Here is a 19,987-nt window from a genome sequence, read left to right as displayed (position 1 = left end):
CTCCTCACATTTTTTTAAAAATTAAAAAAAGTTGATAAACAAGAAAGCGCTTTATTTTGTATACTAGTTAGTGTAAAGAGGAGACATCCTCAAGATCTTTATGAGGAGGACATCACATGTCACAAGAAAAATTCATTATGGCCATTGACCAGGGAACAACAAGTTCTCGTGCCATTATCTTTAATAAAAAAGGAGAAAAAGTTAGCTCTAGTCAAAAAGAGTTCACTCAAATTTTCCCTCACGCAGGTTGGGTAGAACACAATGCCAATGAAATTTGGAATTCTGTACAGTCTGTTATTGCGGGTGCTTTCATCGAAAGTGGTGTGAAACCAAGTCAAATCGAGGCAATCGGGATTACCAACCAGCGTGAAACAACGGTTGTCTGGGATAAGAAAACAGGACTTCCTATCTACAACGCTATCGTTTGGCAATCACGTCAGACAGCACCTTTGGCTGAGCAACTAAAAAGCCAAGGTTATGTGGAAAAATTCCATGAAAAGACTGGTTTGATTATCGATGCTTACTTCTCAGCTACCAAGGTTCGTTGGATTTTGGACCATGTAGAGGGCGCTCAAGAGCGAGCTGAAAAAGGGGAGTTGCTCTTTGGTACCATCGATACTTGGTTGGTTTGGAAATTGACAGACGGTGCGGCTCACGTAACGGACTACTCAAATGCAGCTCGTACCATGCTCTACAATATTAAAGAACTCAAATGGGATGATGAAATCTTAGAAATCCTCAATATTCCTAAGGCTATGTTGCCAGAAGTCCGTTCTAACTCTGAAATCTACGGTAAGACAGCCCCATTCCACTTCTATGGTGGAGAAGTGCCAATCTCAGGTATGGCAGGGGACCAACAGGCAGCTCTCTTTGGACAGTTGGCCTTTGAACCAGGTATGGTTAAAAATACTTATGGAACAGGTTCTTTCATCATCATGAACACTGGGGAAGAAATGCAGTTGTCTGAAAACAACCTCTTGACAACAATTGGTTACGGTATCAATGGCAAGGTCTACTATGCTTTAGAAGGTTCTATCTTCATCGCAGGAAGTGCGATTCAGTGGCTTCGTGATGGTCTTCGCATGGTTGACAGTTCACCAGAATCTGAAAAATATGCTCGTGATTCTCACAATGATGATGAAGTTTATGTAGTTCCAGCCTTTACAGGACTAGGAGCACCATACTGGAACCAAAATGCTCGCGGTTCTGTCTTTGGTTTGACTCGTGGAACAAGCAAGGAAGACTTTATCAAGGCAACTCTTCAATCAATTGCTTATCAAGTACGTGACATCATCGACACCATGCAAGTGGATGCGCAGACAGCTATCCAGGTCTTGAAAGTAGATGGTGGTGCAGCTATGAACAACTTCCTCATGCAGTTCCAGGCTGACATTTTGGGAATCGACATCGCACGCGCCAAAAACTTAGAAACAACAGCTCTAGGGGCAGCTTTCCTAGCAGGTTTGTCAGTGGGCTATTGGAAAGACTTGGATGAGTTGAAACTCTTGAATGAGACAGGAGAACTCTTTGAACCATCTATGAACGAATCCCGCAAGGAACAACTCTACAAAGGCTGGAAGAAGGCTGTGAAAGCAACTCAAGTCTTTGCGGAAGTAGACGACTAATACTGGGAGAATAAAGCGACTCAGTTAGAAAGTGTGTAAGTATGGAATTTTCAAAGAAAACACGTGAATTATCAATTAAAAAAATGCAGGAACGTACCCTGGACCTCTTGATTATCGGTGGAGGAATCACAGGGGCTGGTGTAGCTTTACAGGCAGCAGCTAGTGGTCTAGATACTGGTTTGATTGAAATGCAGGACTTCGCAGAAGGAACATCTAGCCGTTCAACAAAATTGGTTCACGGAGGTCTGCGTTACCTCAAACAATTTGACGTAGAAGTGGTATCAGATACAGTTTCTGAACGTGCAGTGGTTCAACAAATCGCTCCACACATTCCAAAACCAGATCCAATGCTTTTGCCAGTTTACGATGAAGATGGAGCTACCTTTAGCCTCTTCCGTCTGAAAGTAGCCATGGATTTGTACGACCTTTTGGCAGGGGTTAACAATACGCCAGCTGCTAACAAGGTCTTGAGCAAGGAAGAAGTCTTGGAACGTCAACCAAACTTGAAGAAAGAAGGCTTGGTAGGAGGTGGGGTTTACCTTGACTTCCGTAACAACGATGCGCGTCTCGTGATTGAAAACATCAAACGTGCCAACCAAGACGGTGCCCTCATTGCCAACCACGTTAAAGCAGAAGGCTTCCTCTTTGACGAAAGTGGCAAGATTACAGGTGTCGTAGCTCGTGATTTGTTGACATACCAAGTCTTTGAAATCAAGGCCCGTCTGGTTATTAACACAACAGGTCCTTGGAGTGACAAAGTACGCAATTTATCTAATAAGGGAACACAATTCTCACAAATGCGTCCAACTAAGGGAGTTCACTTGGTAGTGGATTCAAGCAAGATAAAGGTGTCACAGCCAGTTTACTTTGACACAGGTTTGGGTGATGGTCGTATGGTCTTTGTTCTCCCACGTGAAAACAAGACTTACTTTGGTACAACAGACACAGACTATACAGGTGATTTAGAACATCCAAAAGTAACTCAAGAAGATGTTGATTACTTACTTGGTATTGTAAACAACCGCTTCCCAGAAGCAAATATTACTGTTCAAGATATTGAAAGTAGCTGGGCAGGTCTTCGTCCATTGATTGCAGGCAATAGCGCTTCTGACTACAATGGAGGAAATAACGGAACCATCAGTGATGAAAGCTTTAACAACTTGATTGCGACTGTTGAATCTTATCTCTCTAAAGAAAAAACGCGTGAAGATGTTGAGGCTGCTGTCAGCAAGCTTGAAAGCAGTACTTCTGAGAAACATTTGGATCCATCTGCAGTTTCACGTGGTTCTAGCTTGGATCGTGATGACAATGGTCTCTTGACCCTTGCTGGTGGTAAAATCACAGATTACCGTAAGATGGCTGAAGGAGCTATGGAACGCGTGGTTGAAATCCTCAAAGCAGAATTTGACCGTAGCTTTAAACTCATCAATTCTAAGACTTACCCTGTTTCAGGTGGAGAATTGAACCCAGCAAATGTGGACTCAGAAATTGAAGCTTTTGCTCAACTTGGAGTGTCACGTGGTTTGGATAGCAAGGAAGCTCACTATCTCGCAAATCTATACGGTTCAAATGCACCGAAGGTATTTGCCCTTGCCCACAGCTTGGAACAAGCGCCAGGACTCAGCTTGGCAGACACCTTGTCTCTGCATTATGCAATGCGCAATGAGTTGGCTCTTAGCCCAGTTGACTTCCTCCTTCGTCGTACCAACCATATGCTCTTTATGCGTGATAGTTTGGATAGCATCGTTGAGCCAGTTTTGGATGAAATGGGACGATTCTATGACTGGTCAGAAGAAGAAAAAGCAGTCTACCGTGCGGATGTCGAAGCAGCTCTTGCTAACAACGATTTAGCAGAATTAAAAAATTAAGAAAAAATAAAAGAGGTGGCGGGCAGGACTCCTAGTCTACCCTCTCCTCCTTTTTAATGGAGACAAAAATATGATGAATGAATTATTTGGAGAATTTCTAGGGACTTTAATCCTGATTCTTCTAGGGAATGGTGTTGTAGCAGGTGTGGTTCTTCCTAAAACCAAGAGCAACAATGCAGGTTGGATTGTGATTACTATGGGTTGGGGGATTGCAGTTGCGGTTGCGGTCTTTGTATCTGGGAAGCTCAGTCCAGCTCATTTAAACCCAGCTGTGACAATTGGTGTGGCTTTAAAAGGTGGTTTGCCTTGGGCTTCCGTTTTCCCTTACATCCTAGCTCAGTTCGCAGGGGCTATGCTGGGTCAGGTTTTGGTTTGGTTGCAATTCAAACCTCACTACGAAGCAGAAGAAAACTCAGGAAATATTTTGGCTACTTTCAGCACTGGTCCAGCTATTAAGGATACTGTATCAAACTTGATTAGCGAAATCATTGGAACCTTTGTTTTGGTCTTGACAATCTTTGCTTTGGGTCTTTACGACTTTCAGGCAGGTATCGGAACCTTTGCGGTGGGGACTTTGATTGTCGGTATCGGTCTATCACTAGGTGGGACAACAGGTTATGCCTTGAACCCTGCGCGTGACCTTGGACCTCGTATCATGCACAGCATCTTGCCAATTCCAAACAAGGGAGACGGAGACTGGTCTTATGCTTGGATTCCTGTTGTAGGACCTGTTATCGGAGCAGCCTTGGCTGTGCTTGTATTCTCACTTTTCTAATCTAGAAAACAATTATTTTTGATAGGGCTTGAGATGGAAATCTCAGGCTTTTTTTAAAAATATGCATAGAAAAACCGCATAATCCTTAAAACAAGCTGAAATGTAGTGAAAATGTACGGTAAACAATTGAAAAACCACCCTATAAAGTGGTACAATGGTAGAAAAATACTATAGTAAGAGTTCATCTTATTTTAACAAAAATTACAGAAATGAATGGTTTTTCTTGATGAAACAAAGAAAAGAATTGTACCTTTTTCTTGGTCGGACAGCCTTGTATTTTCTTATCTTTCTAGGGCTGCTTTACTTCTTTAGCTATCTTGGTCAGGGTCAAGGAGGCTTTATCTATAATGAATTTTAACTTGAAGGAGAACCCCTATTGTGTCAAATAAACCAATAGTAGATATGATTGAAACCATTGAGCATTTTGCTCAGACACAGCCTAGCTATCCTGTTTATAATGTTTTGGGGCAGGAACACACTTATGGAGATTTAAAGACTGATTCGGATAGTTTGGCTGCAGCCATCGATCAACTGGATTTACCAGAGAAGTCTCCTGTAGTCGTTTTTGGAGGCCAAGAATATGAAATGTTGGCAACTTTTGTAGCACTGACTAAGTCAGGACATGCCTACATTCCCATTGACAGCCATTCGGCCTTGGAGCGAGTTTCGGCAATTTTAGAAGTAGCAGAGCCAAGCTTGATTATTGCGATCTCAGACTTCCCATTGGAGCAGGTTTCTACACCAATGATGACTCTAGCTCAGGTTAAGGAAGCCTTTGCTCAAGGAAATAGCTATGAGATCACGCATCCAGTCAAGGGTGATGATAATTACTACATCATCTTTACTTCTGGTACGACTGGTAAGCCTAAGGGAGTGCAGATTTCACATGATAACCTCCTCAGCTTTACCAATTGGATGATTACGGACAAGGAATTTGCGACGCCAAGTCGTCCACAAATGCTGGCTCAGCCACCTTACTCATTTGACCTGTCTGTCATGTACTGGGCGCCGACCTTGGCACTGGGTGGTACGCTTTTTGCCCTTCCTTCAGCCATTACTCAGAACTTTAAGCAACTCTTTGCGACCATCTTTTCATTGCCAATCGCTATCTGGACATCAACCCCTTCTTTTGCAGATATGGCCATGTTGTCAGAAGACTTTAATAGCGAGAAAATGCCTGGTATCACGCATTTCTACTTTGATGGCGAAGAATTGACGGTCAAAACGGCTCAAAAACTGCGCGAACGTTTCCCGCATGCTCGTATTATCAATGCCTACGGCCCAACAGAAGCGACAGTGGCTCTGTCAGCAGTTGCCGTGACAGATGAGATGTTAGCGACTCTCAAACGCCTCCCAATCGGCTATACCAAGGCTGATTCTCCAACATTTATCATTGATGAGGAAGGTAATAAACTACCAAATGGGGAACAGGGAGAAATCATTGTTTCTGGACCAGCTGTGTCAAAAGGCTATATGAACAATCCTGAAAAAACAGCGGAAGCCTTCTTTGAGTTCGAAGGACTGCCAGCCTATCACACAGGCGATGTGGGAACTATGACAGATGAGGGCTTGCTTCTCTACGGCGGACGCATGGACTTCCAGATCAAGTTCAACGGTTACCGCATTGAGTTGGAAGATGTCTCTCAAAACCTTAATAAGTCTCGCTTTATCGAGTCTGCTGTTGCTGTTCCACGTTATAATAAAGACCACAAGGTACAAAATCTACTAGCCTATGTCATCTTAAAAGATGGTGTCCGCGAGCAGTTTGAACGTGATATCGATATTACCAAGGCGATTAAGGAAGACTTGACAGACATCATGATGTCCTACATGATGCCGTCTAAATTCCTTTATCGAGATAGTTTGCCACTGACTCCAAATGGAAAAATTGATATCAAAGGATTGATTAACGAGGTGAATGAGAGATGATGGAGTTCTTTCAACAGCTTCCTCATTTAGAGCCATACGGCAATCCTCAGTATTTTGTCTATGTGATTGCTGCAACCTTACCTATCTTTATTGGCCTCTTTTTTAAGAAACGCTTTGCCTGGTATGAAGTGCTGGTTAGCCTCTTCTTTATCGTCACCATGTTGGTAGGTGGGAAGACTAATCAATTGGCTGCCTTGGGTATCTACCTTTGCTGGGAGATATTGCTCTTGCTTTTCTACAAGCATTATCGAAAAAGTAAGGATGGCAAGTGGGTCTTCTATCTAGTTAGTTTTCTGTCCCTCCTTCCGATTGTCTTTGTCAAGGTGCAACCAGCTATCAATGGAACACAGTCTTTGCTTGGGTTCTTGGGAATTTCTTACCTGACCTTTCGTTCGGTTGGGATTATCATCGAGCTGAGAGATGGAGTGATTAAGGATTTTACCCTCTGGGAATTCCTCCGCTTTCTACTCTTCATGCCGACTTTTTCAAGTGGTCCAATTGATCGCTTTAAGCGTTTTAATGAAAATTATCAGACCATTCCTGAGCGGGATGAGTTGATGGATATGCTGGATGAATCTGTTCGCTATATCATGTGGGGCTTTTTGTATAAGTTTATCCTAGCTCATGTTTTAGGAGAGACCTTGTTGCCTCCTCTGAAGAATTTAGCCTTGCAATCAGGTGGTTTCTTTAACCTCTATGCTTTAGCGGTTATGTATACCTTTGGTCTGGAGCTCTTCTTTGACTTTGCAGGTTACTCTATGTTTGCCTTAGCTATCTCAAACTTAATGGGAATCCGTAGTCCCATCAACTTTAACAAGCCCTTTTTATCAAGGGATTTAAAGGAGTTTTGGAATCGTTGGCACATGAGTCTTTCTTTCTGGTTCCGTGACTTTGTGTTTATGCGGATGGTCATGGTATTGACCAGAAAGAAGGTCTTTAAAAATCGTAATGTAACCTCAAGTGTGGCCTACATTGTAAATATGCTGATTATGGGATTTTGGCACGGTGTGACCTGGTACTATATCGCCTATGGACTCTTTCATGGGATTGGACTGGTTATCAATGACGCTTGGATTCGCAAGAAAAAAACGCTCAATAAGGAACGGAAAAAAGCAGGGAAGGCTGTTCTACCTGAGAATCGCTGGATTCAGTTGCTTGGCATGGTTGTCACCTTCCATGTCGTCATGCTGTCATTCTTAATCTTTTCTGGATTTTTGAATGATTTATGGTTTAAAAAATAAAAGGAAATAAAATATGGATATCAAATCAGAAGTTATCGAAATTATTGATGAGTTGTTTATGGAAGATGTTTCTGACATGATGGATGAAGATCTTTTTGATGCAGGTGTCTTGGATAGTATGGGAACGGTTGAATTGATTGTGGAGATTGAGAACCGTTTTGACATTCGTGTCCCTGTAACAGAGTTTGGTCGCGACGACTGGAATACAGCTAATAAAATCATAGCTGGTATTGTGGAGCTACAAAATGCTTAAACGCTTATGGATGATCTTCGGACCGGTCTTGATAGCTGGTTTGTTGGTTTACCTCTTGATTTTCTTCTTCCCTACTGGTAGTGCTCATGATATCATAAAGGAAAAGCGATCGGCAGCAGCAACTACAATTGATAGTTTTAAAGAAAGATTTCAAAAAGTTAGGGCTCTGTCAGATTCTGATTTAAGATTTGTTCCTTTTTTTGGATCGAGTGAGTGGTTACGTTTTGATAGTGCCCATCCTTCAGTATTGGCGGAAAAATACAATCGCTCCTATAGACCTTATTTGTTAGGTCAGAGAGGAGCTGCCTCCCTTAATCAGTATTTTGGGATGCAACAGATGTTACCGCAACTGGAAAATAAGCAAGCTGTCTTTGTTATTTCACCTCAGTGGTTTAGTAAAAATGGATACGAACCAGCAGCTTTTCAACAGTATTTCAACGGAGATCAGTTAACTAGTTTTTTAGAAAATCAGTCGGGAGATCAAGCGAGTCAATATGCAGCAAGTCGCCTCCTTCAACAGTATCCTCATGTAGCTAATAAAGATATGATTATGAAATTGGCTAAAGGAGAATCTCTTTCAGAAACAGATTATGATTTAGTTGCTTTAATGTCTCGTTTTAATGAGAGACAGTCGATACTCTTTGGTCAATTTTCTTTCAGAGGTTATGCCAACTACGATAAGCATGTAGTTAAGTATTTGAAAACCTTACCAGACCAGTTTTCTTATCAAGCCATAGAAGATGTTGTTAAAGCAGATGCAGAAAAGAATACGTCTAATAATGATCTTGGAATGGAAAATTATTTCTATAATACGCAGATTAAGAAGGATTTTAAGAAATTAAAGGATTCTCAGAAAACTTATACTTATCTCAAGTCTCCAGAATATAATGACTTGCAGTTGGTCTTAACCCAATTTTCCAAATCTAAGGTAAACCCGATTTTTATCATTCCGCCTGTTAATAAAAAATGGATGGATTATGCTGGTTTACGAGAGGATATGTATCAACAAACAGTGCAGAAGATTCGATATCAGTTAGAAAGTCAAGGTTTTACCAACATAGCAGATTTTTCTAAGGACGGCGGGGAGCCTTTCTTTATGAAGGACACCATTCACCTTGGTTGGTTGGGTTGGTTGGCTTTTGACAAGGCAGTTGATCCTTTCCTATCCAATCCTACACCAGCTCCTACCTACCATCTAAATGAGCGCTTTTTCAGTAAAGAATGGTCGCTCTACGATGGAGATGTTAAGGAATTTCAATAGATAATAATATGGAAGAGTTCAAGAATGAAACTAGTTTTGGCTCTTTGTCAACTGTAGTGGGTTGATATAATAGTCTTAGACCTTGATTTTTCAAGGTCTTTTTTGATTTTGGTCACTTTTTGGTCAACTTTTTTATAAAAAAATTATTGACTCAATAACTCTCTAACACGTTTGTTTTCTGATTCTTCTTTTTCCTTTATTAAGTGACCATATGTTTGAGTTATTTGTGTAATATCTTTGTGTCCCATGTTTGAAGCTATAACCCAAATATCAATCCCATAGCCTAACATAATACTTGCGTACGTGTGTCTAATACCTGTAGCTGATAAATCGATTGGATTGAGTTTTAACTTTTTGAGATGCTCTCTTAAACGCTTATTCACTTCGTGATTTGAAGGAACAATAGTATACAAATCGAAAAAAATATGATTTTCTTTATTTTTGATATTTGTTTGTTCAATAGCTCTACTTTGAATTTCTTTTAATTGATTCAAAACATTCAATGTTTCTGAATCAATTGGAATAGTTCGAACAGAAGTAGCTGTTTTTGGTGGTCGCCATTCTTGTTTACGTGGGTCGTAGCGCCTATATGTTTTGACTTCTTGAGTTTTATTCAAAATGCAATCCCATGTTAAGCCTAGCACCTCACCGAAACGCAAGCCAGTTTTTAATTGAGTAAAGAGAAGATAGTCAATAATATTAAACTTCAGTTCAATATTATGTTTTATCTCTTTCAATAACTTATGATAATCTTTCGAACTTGTTATAGCTTTTTCTTTTTTTATCTTTCGCCTTGCTTGCCCTGTAATAACCACACCATCTGTAAAATCAATGATTGATAACTTATCTTTTTTCGCGAATTGAATGACTTTTCTAACTTCCGCATTTAATCGCCGAACCGTATCTTTTCCAACTCTTTTTGCGTATTCGTTGATAAATTCTTGATACTCACTAAAATTGATATTAGTAGCGGATTTATCTTTGAAATAATCTAAAATAAGTTTACCTCTATGTTTGTGATGTGCAATTGTCCCTTGACTTTTATTCAGGGGAACTATTTGCAGATTATACCATTTCTCCCACAATTGATATAGAGATATATTTGAATCAATTATGTTACCGTTTAATAGTTCTAATTCAATTTTACTTGCTTCCAGCATCGCTTCTTTTTTTGTTTTGAAGCCTGAGTTTGAAGCTACTACCTTTTTATTTTTATCAAATATTCTATAATCCCAATTTTTCTTTTTCCCTCTTTGTCTGTATGAAATTGCCATATGATTATCCTTTCTTTTTAAAAAGATGATAACCAAGACATCGTCTTGGCTATTATATCATTTCTCTTTTAATAATTCTGAAAAATGCTGTTCAAAAAAAGCTCTCGTCTTAGAGGCGAGAAAGATATATTTTCCGCCCTGATTTTGTGGATATTTTACAAAACCATCTTTATTCTTTTCAATATCGATTTTTGAACGAATATCAACACGATATAAAACTTTTTCTAAAAGCCAGGGTCGAGATACTGAAACCATTTCTAAAACATCGTTTAGAGTCATATATTGACCAGCAGACGCTTTCTTCTTCAGATTAAGATACTCTTCCTTTTCAACTACAATGTGTGTGTTGGGAAGATTTATTTCTAAATTGTCTATTTTTATTAAAATTTTATCTGTCATATGAATTTTTCTCTTTCTATGATAAAATAGAAGCAGAAATAGTGTTTATTATTTCTACTATTTTGAGTTATCGCTAGCCTCGCTTTGGTCGGTTGAGTTTGTAGCGATAACTTTTTTTGTGTTGATATTTTTCGCGTCATTTATCTTTTTTAAGATATTTGATGCAATTTTTCGAAATTCTTCTTCATTTTCTACACTTTTTAGTGTGTAGGTATCTAATTTTTTAAATGATTGTTTCGCTTTTTCTTTTAAATCACGTATAGCTGTGTAATTCCATAATTCAATTTTGATATCCTTATTCTTTTCATCATGAACCATTTTGATTACAAATCTAATTCTTCGCATTAATTGATGATATTCTTTATTTTTCTTTCCAAACCACGAATCACACCAATCCCAATAACTATCTGAATTTGTAATAATTGTTAAATCATTGATGATATACGCATCTTTAAACCGTGAACTTAACTGTGTGGCTGAATCTGGTTCAAGTATCTGAAATAACTCTCGAAATGTCATGCCACAACTTGCATCTAATTCATTGATTACAATCGTTTTTTCCCCTTTATAACCTGAACCCAAATCGAATCGTTTCTTATTGATGGATGGGGTATGTGCGCCTAATCTATCATGTTCTTCTGCAAGTAAGCGTGCTAGATATGATTTTCCTGTCCCCCCTTCAGCTTGAATATAAATACCTGTGTGATTTCGTTCGCCCTTGCTCATACGAATAAACTCTTTTTGAATAAATTCTTGTCTGTTTTCCTCAAATTGTCTTTTATTTGAATTCCATGCTTTTTGTGCTATCCGTTGTGTGAATTGCTCAAATAATTGTTGTTTCGCTTCCATTATAAGTAATCCTTCCTCTGAGATTTGATAACTTAATTCTAAACAATATTCATCGATTTCTAAACCATTATCAGCCTTTTCTTTGCTGTGGTTTTTGATTTTTCCCATGATATCATCAATATAGTTTGTATTTTCTGATGAAATGACTTCCGAAACCTCGTAGGGGAATTTGTGTTCTTCCATGTTACGCTCATTGCGATGCGTTAAATATCTGCATGTTTTAATTGAACTACGAACAAATTCTAAATTTTGTTCTCTTGAAATTGATAAAGCCTTAAATACCGATGAGTAAGTATGTGCATGTTTGAAATCAATATAAAAATGTGCGTGTAATGGTTTTGAACTTCCGTCGTCTTTCAAATCTTTATCATGAAAAATAATATGATACCTATCTTCTTCATTTTTACAATATTCTTTAATCCGTTGAATAACTGATTCACGAAAATCTTTTTCAGTTAATTCTGAATTTGCATTATGTTCATATTCAAATGAAATTTGACCAAAAAATTTTCTTTTTCTATCATTTTGATTAATCTTCATAAAAATCCTTCCTGATTTTGACACAAAATAGAGAGTGTGTGTTGATTTTGAGTTGTTGTGATATGGTTTAGATGAGGACACACAGACGGAGAAAACTGTGTGTCCTCATCTAAACAAACATCATATTTACTTGACACATCACAACATAAAATTCTTCTTCATTAGATGTAGTTGGTTTAATAATTATGGTGCTGGTGTACCTGCCTGCCTTCAGCAGCAGTACACCGCACTATTATTTTTTTCTAAATGCTGTTGAGCTGAATGTTCTACTATTTTCTAATCTAATGAAATCATTAAATAAATATCTACTATCTAACTGATTTAATTCTCTTTTAGCCTGTGTTAATAATTCTTCCATAATATTATAACTTTCACAATTCGCTGGAAAAGTCCATGTTGCAACAGCTTTTTGTTCATAGTAAACAACAGTTAATGTCAATAGAGAACGGTTTGCTTTTCTGATAATTTCCTGTTTTGAATTGCTGTAACGAGAAGATTCCTCCAAACTTGGCTCTACATTTATCTGCCTACAAAATCGTCTCATTTGCCAAGTTGCGACGTATGATTTGATGCTGTTTCTGAAATAATCGAATTCAACATTACGAGACGCAAAATCTAAAACAATTATAAAAAACAAGATAGAAAATGCACTTACTGTAATTAAACGCAATATCCAAATGAACACTACAAAATAATAGAACGATTCTAAATTCATTTGAAAAAATAAAAATAGACTTAGACGCTCCAAAATGAAAGATACAATCCAAATAAAGACTGTAAAATTAATTACATTATATTTATTGAAATAATTTCTCATGTACTTTGTTCCTTTCTAATCGTGTAAGTTGGGGTTAACAAGGGCATTATGTGAGTTCTGTGTTCACTATCTGTAAACTTGATAATACCTGTACCAATACCTGCAGGTACTACTATATTGTCAACGTTTGTATTTGGTAGCAAAAATTGGCAGGTATTTGCATTTACTTCACCTAAGATAACAATACAGTTAATTTGTTCACGTACTGCTGTATTACCTCCAAAAGCAGTTGCATCAAAGCGCTGACTTAACAAAATTAGACTAATATTTGTTTGCCTACCAAGTAAAGCAATTGTTCCTAGTAACTGAGAAAATGCTTCACGTGCTTGTTTTGAACTACCTTGTACCAATGCTAACAGCTCATCAATAACAATATAAATGCGTTCGAACTTAGTATTTGGTTTTGTTAATAATATCTCTTGACGTTCATATATCTTATTAATGATACGAGCTAATAATTCGTTGACTTCTGTAATAAAACTATTCAAATTAGAACCCTTGGTTGGAGAGAACACTTCTAAATTTAGCTCCTTAGCTAATAAATAAATATCTGATAATTTAGGGTCAATACAGATAATTTGATTTGTAATTGATTTTAAACAATAAATGAGATATTGAGCAAAATGAGTTTTCCCCGATCCGCTGGCCGCACTTATTGCTAGATGGACTACCTTTGTCATATCAATTGCAACGTTGTTTTTCATTATAGGAATATGTTTTTCTGATACATTTTCTTTAATAAAAGTTTGTAAATTATCTATTTTTAAGCGCGTTGGGACACCATCCAACCATGGAAAAAAGAAAGCCCGAGCTAAGTTTGGATTAGTAGTGTCGTAAGAGACAAAATAGGCATTGTTTTGAGTTAATAGCGTTTTAAAAGGATATAGAATACCAGAGCAAATTGCTAAAATATCAAAGTATAGTTTTTTACTTAAAGAAAATGATACAGGTAAATTCGGAGTAAATAAAAATCCAGTATCATTACTTAGAACTTTTATATCAAATGAGTTTAAATAAGATGATTCATCATTGATATTGAGAGCATTATTCAAATTTCTCAAAATGAATTGTTCTAATTCGAATTTGTTTTTACCAAATTCCACTACATCAGCAGAAGTTGCTGATGTAGCTTGACTTTGGCTTTTATTCATTGAAAAAGCCATATGTTACTTTCCTTTCTTTTTAATATCTTTTGCCCTGAAATAAAGTTGTCCGTACTGATTTTCGAATGCTTCTAAATCTTCAAATTCAACAATATCACCAATATCTATTTTTGATAAGTCTGGTTTATGTTCTGGTAAAAACTTTATTTTGAAGGGATTGTGATTGTCAGTTGCAACGTATACTTGATAACTTTGAACGTTATCTGTACGCTTCATTTTTTCTTTGCCATTGATAACTTCGCCAGTTTTTTCAAATTCATATTGAGTTTCTAACTGTTTACCTGCCAACTTAACGAGCTCATTTGAAAGAGCTTCATTTGCAAGGCTAGCACTGTAGCCATTTACTTTTTTAAAGAATGCCATCATGGATTCCTCCTTGTTATTTATTTATTTATTTTGTAGCAGTTGCTTTTGCTACAATATAATCATAACAAAAATAACCGTTTATAACAATAGAAAATAGGTTTATAAACGGTCATAATTTAAACGAACATCATGGATTATTGACTATATATAAAATAAGTGTTATACTCTCGTTAAGAAAAATAATCGATTAGAATATAGTGCTTAATCGATTATTTAGAAACAGAGGTAAAAGATGGCTAAAAAATCTATTGAAGAAAAAATTTATAACGGAAAAACATATAGAACAAGTGCTTTTTTGAAAAAAAAGCTATATTTATCAGCAGAAAGTAGCAGAAGAATTCTTCAAGATTATGAACATAATCCTGATTTGGGAGTGAATCCTAAATTCTATGATGAAAAGATTATAAATCAAATCATAGAAGACTATTATAACGACGAATCGAAAATGAAGAGTATAGAAAAAAGAAAAATAAAACTTGAAAAAGAAAGAGCATTACAAGAAAAAATTTCATTCGAAAATTATGAATCTGAACTCGTTGATGTTGCTGATTGGTTTTTAATAAATAAACGCATCGAGAAAGACCTTGTTATTGTCATGTTAAAAAATCTATTTTCAGCTATGGGCAAAAGATTTGATATGGATTTATTTAATGAAGATGTTGCAAAAGTTGAAAAATATAATCGAGCTGTTGGAGGTTATGGAATTCCAAGACCACTAGATATTGTAGAAGCTGATGACAGATTAAATGCAGATGATGGATATTTGGAATAAAAAATAACCGCTAAGATGTGTGTATCTTAGCGGTTTGGTTTTTCTTTAACAGTTTTTATTAGTAATTGGAAGGCTTCTAAGAGCTGTTCTTGGCTTCTTTGTGGAAGTTGAGCTAATTGGTCAGCTAATAACTCTAGATGTGGGTTCTTTGGGGATATACGGCTTTCAAATAGCTCTGATGGTGTGATATTAAGAGCTGTAATAATCTTTTCTAGTGTATCAATCTTTATATTTGAACCTTTGGTTTCAAGGTTGGAAATATAATCTATACCCACACCAGCCTTTTCACTGAGATGTTGTTGGCTTAATCTTTTTTCTTTGCGAATAGTACGAATTTTTTGACCGATATATTTTTTTAATTGAATAGGTTCCATGTTTTACCTCATTTATGTACCATAATACATGGAATAAAACTAGAAAATAACCCATATATAAACAAAGTTTTACAAAAATATTGTCTGTAAACTAAAAATGTGTTAAAATAGTGCTATAAAATATATAAAATTGCATGATATACTACATATATCATGGTTTGACTTAACAGTCAAACCAATCCTATTAGCTCTTAAAAGGAGAAAATGATGAAGAAACTAAAAACCCTAACAACCTCAACAGCTATTGCGCTTGCGTCTGTTGGTGCGCCTGCATTTGCTCAGGAAGCAACTACTACAACAGCAGTTGATACAACTGCTGTCAATGAACCAGCTCTTGTTTCAAAACCTGTAGCTGATGCAAAACCAGAAGTGAAGAAATCTTCTGATATCAAGCCTGCTCTTGATGCTCAAGCGTCTACTGTTAAACAAGTTGAAGCTGAAAGTGAAACAGCAAAAGCTGAAGCTACTTCTGCTAACAAAGCTGTCACAACTACCGAAACTGCTTTGACAAATGCTAAAGAGGACTTGAAGTCAGCGGAAGCCGTTAAAGCAAATGCTACAGAAGAAAATATTACTGCTACAAAAGCTAAACAAGACGCCAACGTAAAAGCTCAAGAAGCCAATCAAAAAGCAACTGAATCGTCTACTGAAGCGATTAAAGCTCAAACTGAGACTGTAGCAACTGAAACTGCTAATGTTGCAAGCGCAACAAGTAAGAAAGCTGAAGCGGATAAAGCAGTAACCGCTAAAGAAGCTAATGTAAAATCAGCTGAAGACGCGCTAAATGGTTCAGGACTTGGCGAAGCAAAAGCCTCACTTGCCCAAGCTGAAAAAGATATTGAACAAGCAAATGCGAATATCTCAAGCGCAACAAAAGCTGTCGAAACCGCTAAGAAAGCAGATAGCAACCGCGCAGATGCCATCAAACAAGCTGAGAACAATGTGAACGTCAAAAATGATGCCTTGAAATTAGCTAAAGAAATGATGGACGCAGACCAAAACAAAGTGGATTCTATCCAAGAAAAAGCAGATGCTACAGCCTCTAAAGAAAAAGAAGCACAAACTGCATTAGATGTTGAAAAAGCTAAGTTGAATAAATCTGAAGGAATGAACATTCCAAATCCAACATTCACTATTCCAACAAATGTGTATAATGGATTTTCAGCAGATGTATTGAAATCAGCTGGTGTGTCTTCAAATGTTGTTACATTTGGACAACTATTAAAATTAGAAAAAGCTAATAAAAATAACACAATCAAAAATGATTTAGATGATTTTATTCTTACATCTGTAGCTGACATCGTTAAAAAATCAAATGCTAACGTCAAATATGATGAAGCTGATCAAAACCGTCCAGTTGATATTGACAATTTAACAGATGCTCAAAAACTTGAAATCTCAGAATTTTACGTCAATGGATTGAAACAAATCAAAAATGCATTTAAGGATTCATTCAACGTAGAATCAGAAACAGGAACAACTAAAGAAGCTGTTACTTTAGCGTCAACACAAGCTGAAAAATATGAAAAACGTGGATTAGACCCAATGGTTCATGGTCACGTACCTAATGCTGTTGAAAACGTTGCTTCAATGCGTTCTGATATTTCAAATATGTATGAACTAAAACAAGCTGTATACAACAATTTGATGTTCACAACATATCTTGATGGCGTTTCAAATGCTGATAAACGTCGTCCATGGGGACACCTTTATGCAAACCTAAACTTTGCAAAATATGTTGGTATTGACGTAGCTAATATCAATGGTCGTCATTACATGATTACAGCATTTTCAAATGAAGGAACTCCAGTTTCTAAATCAAATGACCTTGCCCGACTTGAAGCAAAACTAGCTGAAGCCCAAAAACAAAACAGTCAAGCTCAAACTGCTCTTACAAATGCTAAAGCAGAATTGGCATCAGCTTCACGCAAATATGCTTCTGCACTTGAAGCTAAAACAGACGCTGAAAAAGAATTGGCAAGCAAATCAGAAACACCACTTCAAACAGAAGTCGCTGAAAAGAACTTGCAATTGGCAAACCTTGCTTTGAAAAATGCACAAGAACGTAAAGCAACTGCTGAAACAGCTGTTGAAAACTTCTCAAGAAGCCAAGCAGAAAAAGAAACTGCTCTTGAAACAGCTAAAGATGAACTAGCTACAGCTAAAACTGCCCAAAAAGATGCTGAAACTGCTCTTACAAGTGCACAAGCAAAATTGCAAGCTGAAGAAAACAAGTTGACTGCACTTCAAGCTGAACAAGCGAAGCTCCATGCAGAAAAAGACCAATTGGTGTCAGATGCGAAAGCAATTGCAACTGAATTGAGTGCTTATCTAAACGCAGACAAGAATCTTGCAACTGCGCAAGCAAAAGTAGCTGATTTAGAAACAAAATTGACTCAAGCAAAATCTACTGCAAAATTGGCACAAGATAAATTAGATGCCGTTACAGCTAAATTGAAAACTGAACAAGCTAAATTAGCTGAAATCCAAGAAGAGTTTGATAAGTTGTTAGACTTAGAAAACAAAGCTAAAGATAATGTAGTTGCAACTCTACCAGATGGAACTGTTGTGGCTGTAGACTCAAATTCTAATACTTTACCTAAAGAAAATATTGAAGAAACTGCTGATAAATCTAAGACAGCTTCACAATCAGGTAAAGATGTTACTTTGGATACTAAAGAAGATGTTGTTGTGAAAGATAAAGAACAAACAAAAGATAAACAACAAACATATTCAGCTCCAGCTGTTAAAGCAGGTGCAGATGAAAAAGTGACATATTCACGAGTAGAACGTGCAAAATCATTGCCAGACACAGGCGAGTCATCAAGTGTTGCAATGTTGGTACTCGGTGCAATTCTTGGAGTATTTGGACTCGTAACAGTACGTAGAAAGAATTAGAATAATATAAAAATCTTCTTATTATAAATAGGAAGATTTTTTGGATTCACAAAACTAGTTTAAAAGACTACGCTATTTAAACTAATTTTGAGAATGAATATATAAGGATATCCGGAAATCTAGTTGGTCAACCTTTGGTCAACTTTTGTATTTTGAATATACCTTAGATGGTGACGATGTCTTGGTATATCTGATACTCACTTACATATTCTAACTTATTTTAACTAAGATAAAACTGTAGTGGGTTGAAGAAAAGCTAAGCTCGAGAAAGGACAGATTTAGTCCTTTCTTTTTTGATATTTAGAGCCATAAAAATCCGTTTTTTGAAGTTTTCGAAGTTCCGAAAACCAAAGGCATTTCGTTTGATAAGTTTGATAAGATTATTGGTTGCTTCCAGTTTAGCGTTTGAATAGGGGAATTGAAGGGCGTTGACGATTTTCTCTTTGTCCTTGAAAAAGGTTTTAAAGACAGTCTGAAAAAGAGGATGAACCTGCTTTAGATTGTCCTTAATGAGTCCGAAAAATTTGTCAGCTTCCTTATTCTGAAAGTGAAAAAGTAAGAGTTGATAGAGATTATAGTGGTGTTTTAAGTCTTCTGAATAGCTCAAAAGCTTGTCTAGAATCTCTTTATTTGTTAAGTGCATACGAAAAGTAGGGCGATAAAAACGTTTCTCACTGAGTTTCCGACTATCTTGTTGGATAAGTTTCCAGTAACGCTTGATAGCCTTGTATTCATGGGATTTTCGATGATACTGATTCATGATTTGGACACGCACACGACTCATGGCACGGCTAAGATGTTGTACAATGTGAAAGCGATCTAGAACGATTTTAGCACACGGAAAAAGCTGTTTAGCCAAGTCATAATAGGGACTAAACATATCCATAGTAATAATTTTCACTCGACATCGGACAGCTCTATCGTATCGAAGAAAGTGATTTCGGATGACAGCCTGTGTTCTACCTTCAAGAACAGCGATGATACTGAGATTATCAAAATCTTGTGCAATGAAACTCATCTTTCCTTTTGTAAAGGTATATTCGTCCCAAGACATCATCTCAGGAAGGCGAGAAAAATCAGGCTTAAAGTGAAAGTCATTGAGCTTGCGAATGACAGTTGAAGTTGAAATAGACAACTGATGAGCAATATCGGTCATGGAAGTTTTTTCAATCAGCTTTTGAGCAATCTTTTGGTTGATGATACGAGGTATTTGGTGATTTTTCTTGACGAGAGAGGTTTCAGCGACCATCATTTTAGAGCACTGATAGCACTTAAAACGGCGTTTTCTAAGGAGGATTCTAGTAGGCATACCAGTCGTTTCAAGGTAAGGAATCTTAGACGGTTTTTGAAAGTCATATTTCTTCATTAGGCTTCCGCAATCAGGACAAGATGGGGCCTCATAGTCTAGTTTAGCGATGATTTCCTTGTGTGTACCCTTATTAATGATATCTATAATTTGGATATTAGTGTCTTTAATATCGAGTAGTTTTGTGATAGAATGTAATTGTTCCATATGATTCTTTCTAATGATAGTTTGGTCACTTTTCATTATAGATCTTATGGGACTTTTTTTCTACACCAAA

At 37.0% G+C, this 19,987-nt stretch carries 18 protein-coding genes; 10 read left to right on the top strand and 8 right to left on the bottom strand.

The window, feature by feature from the left end:
- Positions 1-116 precede the first annotated feature (116 nt).
- The 8 genes from glpK to dltD all read left to right on the top strand — a co-directional run bounded on the left by glpK (position 117) and on the right by dltD (position 8,952).
- Positions 117-1,625 (top strand): glycerol kinase GlpK, encoded by a 1,509-nt coding sequence (gene glpK, locus HT731_RS05600; RefSeq protein WP_173278051.1) that lies wholly within the window; start codon positions 117-119, stop codon positions 1,623-1,625.
- 41 nt (positions 1,626-1,666) lie between these two features.
- Complete coding sequence (glpO, locus tag HT731_RS05595) at positions 1,667-3,493, top strand: type 1 glycerol-3-phosphate oxidase (protein ID WP_173278049.1); 1,827 nt, start codon at positions 1,667-1,669, stop codon at positions 3,491-3,493.
- Between the two features lie 70 nt (positions 3,494-3,563).
- Positions 3,564-4,268: an MIP/aquaporin family protein gene (locus tag HT731_RS05590; protein WP_061759628.1), complete on the top strand. Its 705-nt coding sequence runs from the start codon at positions 3,564-3,566 to the stop codon at positions 4,266-4,268.
- Positions 4,269-4,494: 226 nt separating this feature from the next.
- Entirely contained in the window at positions 4,495-4,626 is a 132-nt protein-coding gene (locus HT731_RS05585; protein WP_000813666.1) for a teichoic acid D-Ala incorporation-associated protein DltX, read from the top strand.
- A gap of 20 nt (positions 4,627-4,646) precedes the next feature.
- Entirely contained in the window at positions 4,647-6,197 is a 1,551-nt protein-coding gene (dltA, locus tag HT731_RS05580; RefSeq protein ID WP_061759627.1) for a D-alanine--poly(phosphoribitol) ligase subunit DltA, read from the top strand.
- Positions 6,194-7,438, top strand: coding sequence for a D-alanyl-lipoteichoic acid biosynthesis protein DltB (dltB, locus tag HT731_RS05575; protein WP_173278047.1), 1,245 nt, complete (start codon positions 6,194-6,196; stop codon positions 7,436-7,438). Before dltA ends, dltB begins: the two co-directional genes overlap by 4 nt.
- A 13-nt stretch (positions 7,439-7,451) precedes the next feature.
- Positions 7,452-7,691, top strand: a complete 240-nt coding sequence (dltC, locus tag HT731_RS05570; RefSeq protein ID WP_000351967.1) for a D-alanine--poly(phosphoribitol) ligase subunit DltC — start codon at positions 7,452-7,454, stop codon at positions 7,689-7,691.
- On the top strand, positions 7,684-8,952 hold the full coding sequence (gene dltD / locus HT731_RS05565) for a D-alanyl-lipoteichoic acid biosynthesis protein DltD (protein WP_173278045.1): 1,269 nt from the start codon (positions 7,684-7,686) through the stop codon (positions 8,950-8,952). The genes dltC and dltD overlap by 8 nt, the downstream gene beginning before the upstream one ends.
- Positions 8,953-9,095: 143 nt before the next feature.
- Here the strand turns inward: dltD and HT731_RS05560 are convergent, their stop codons facing one another.
- The 6 genes from HT731_RS05560 to HT731_RS05535 form a co-directional block, all read right to left on the bottom strand.
- Positions 9,096-10,226 (bottom strand): site-specific integrase, encoded by a 1,131-nt coding sequence (locus HT731_RS05560; RefSeq protein WP_173278043.1) that lies wholly within the window; start codon positions 10,224-10,226, stop codon positions 9,096-9,098.
- 57 nt (positions 10,227-10,283) lie between these two features.
- A complete protein-coding gene (locus HT731_RS05555; RefSeq protein WP_173278041.1) occupies positions 10,284-10,625 on the bottom strand; it encodes a DUF771 domain-containing protein in 342 nt (113 codons plus the stop codon).
- A gap of 57 nt (positions 10,626-10,682) precedes the next feature.
- On the bottom strand, positions 10,683-12,014 hold the full coding sequence (locus HT731_RS05550; RefSeq protein ID WP_173278039.1) for a Rep family protein: 1,332 nt from the start codon (positions 12,012-12,014) through the stop codon (positions 10,683-10,685).
- Between the two features lie 232 nt (positions 12,015-12,246).
- Positions 12,247-12,558 carry a hypothetical protein gene (locus HT731_RS09405; protein WP_240156589.1) on the bottom strand — a complete coding sequence of 104 codons (312 nt, stop codon included), beginning with the start codon at positions 12,556-12,558 and terminating at the stop codon, positions 12,247-12,249.
- A 269-nt stretch (positions 12,559-12,827) separates the two neighbouring features.
- Complete coding sequence (locus HT731_RS05540; protein ID WP_173278035.1) at positions 12,828-13,994, bottom strand: cell division protein FtsK; 1,167 nt, start codon at positions 13,992-13,994, stop codon at positions 12,828-12,830.
- 3 nt (positions 13,995-13,997) lie between these two features.
- Entirely contained in the window at positions 13,998-14,360 is a 363-nt protein-coding gene (locus HT731_RS05535) for a hypothetical protein (protein ID WP_240151597.1), read from the bottom strand.
- Positions 14,361-14,592: 232 nt separating this feature from the next.
- Between HT731_RS05535 and HT731_RS05530 the strand changes: the two genes are divergently transcribed.
- On the top strand, positions 14,593-15,132 hold the full coding sequence (locus HT731_RS05530) for a hypothetical protein (RefSeq protein WP_153226747.1): 540 nt from the start codon (positions 14,593-14,595) through the stop codon (positions 15,130-15,132).
- Positions 15,133-15,158: 26 nt separating this feature from the next.
- Here HT731_RS05530 and HT731_RS05525 read toward each other — a convergent pair whose 3' ends face one another.
- Positions 15,159-15,506, bottom strand: coding sequence for a helix-turn-helix transcriptional regulator (locus HT731_RS05525; RefSeq protein WP_153226748.1), 348 nt, complete (start codon positions 15,504-15,506; stop codon positions 15,159-15,161).
- Positions 15,507-15,713: 207 nt separating this feature from the next.
- Here HT731_RS05525 and HT731_RS05520 point away from each other — a divergent pair, with 207 nt between their 5' ends.
- Complete coding sequence (locus HT731_RS05520; protein WP_173278033.1) at positions 15,714-18,404, top strand: SEC10/PgrA surface exclusion domain-containing protein; 2,691 nt, start codon at positions 15,714-15,716, stop codon at positions 18,402-18,404.
- A gap of 256 nt (positions 18,405-18,660) precedes the next feature.
- Here HT731_RS05520 and HT731_RS05515 read toward each other — a convergent pair whose 3' ends face one another.
- Positions 18,661-19,917, bottom strand: a complete 1,257-nt coding sequence (locus tag HT731_RS05515) for an ISL3 family transposase (protein ID WP_173278031.1) — start codon at positions 19,915-19,917, stop codon at positions 18,661-18,663.
- Between the last annotated feature and the right edge of the window lie 70 nt (positions 19,918-19,987).

Source organism: Streptococcus sp. k-163, from assembly GCF_013277555.1.
Lineage (GTDB): Bacteria > Bacillota > Bacilli > Lactobacillales > Streptococcaceae > Streptococcus.
Note: the sequence above shows the minus strand (reverse complement) of the source record. Positions and strands in the feature narration are given on the sequence as shown.

What these genes read in the sequence shown, in the direction of transcription:
- HT731_RS05525 (WP_153226748.1), bottom strand. Translation starts at nt 15,506, where the DNA reads ATGGAACCTATTCAATTAAAAAAATATATCGGTCAAAAAATTCGTACT.
- glpK (WP_173278051.1), top strand. Translation starts at nt 117, where the DNA reads ATGTCACAAGAAAAATTCATTATGGCCATTGACCAGGGAACAACAAGT.
- HT731_RS05590 (WP_061759628.1), top strand. Translation starts at nt 3,564, where the DNA reads ATGATGAATGAATTATTTGGAGAATTTCTAGGGACTTTAATCCTGATT.
- HT731_RS05550 (WP_173278039.1), bottom strand. Translation starts at nt 12,014, where the DNA reads ATGAAGATTAATCAAAATGATAGAAAAAGAAAATTTTTTGGTCAAATT.
- HT731_RS09405 (WP_240156589.1), bottom strand. Translation starts at nt 12,558, where the DNA reads ATGAGACGATTTTGTAGGCAGATAAATGTAGAGCCAAGTTTGGAGGAA.
- HT731_RS05560 (WP_173278043.1), bottom strand. Translation starts at nt 10,226, where the DNA reads ATGGCAATTTCATACAGACAAAGAGGGAAAAAGAAAAATTGGGATTAT.
- HT731_RS05520 (WP_173278033.1), top strand. Translation starts at nt 15,714, where the DNA reads ATGAAGAAACTAAAAACCCTAACAACCTCAACAGCTATTGCGCTTGCG.
- glpO (WP_173278049.1), top strand. Translation starts at nt 1,667, where the DNA reads ATGGAATTTTCAAAGAAAACACGTGAATTATCAATTAAAAAAATGCAG.
- HT731_RS05515 (WP_173278031.1), bottom strand. Translation starts at nt 19,917, where the DNA reads ATGGAACAATTACATTCTATCACAAAACTACTCGATATTAAAGACACT.
- HT731_RS05535 (WP_240151597.1), bottom strand. Translation starts at nt 14,360, where the DNA reads ATGATGGCATTCTTTAAAAAAGTAAATGGCTACAGTGCTAGCCTTGCA.
- HT731_RS05585 (WP_000813666.1), top strand. Translation starts at nt 4,495, where the DNA reads ATGAAACAAAGAAAAGAATTGTACCTTTTTCTTGGTCGGACAGCCTTG.
- HT731_RS05540 (WP_173278035.1), bottom strand. Translation starts at nt 13,994, where the DNA reads ATGGCTTTTTCAATGAATAAAAGCCAAAGTCAAGCTACATCAGCAACT.
- HT731_RS05555 (WP_173278041.1), bottom strand. Translation starts at nt 10,625, where the DNA reads ATGACAGATAAAATTTTAATAAAAATAGACAATTTAGAAATAAATCTT.
- dltB (WP_173278047.1), top strand. Translation starts at nt 6,194, where the DNA reads ATGATGGAGTTCTTTCAACAGCTTCCTCATTTAGAGCCATACGGCAAT.
- dltC (WP_000351967.1), top strand. Translation starts at nt 7,452, where the DNA reads ATGGATATCAAATCAGAAGTTATCGAAATTATTGATGAGTTGTTTATG.
- HT731_RS05530 (WP_153226747.1), top strand. Translation starts at nt 14,593, where the DNA reads ATGGCTAAAAAATCTATTGAAGAAAAAATTTATAACGGAAAAACATAT.
- dltD (WP_173278045.1), top strand. Translation starts at nt 7,684, where the DNA reads ATGCTTAAACGCTTATGGATGATCTTCGGACCGGTCTTGATAGCTGGT.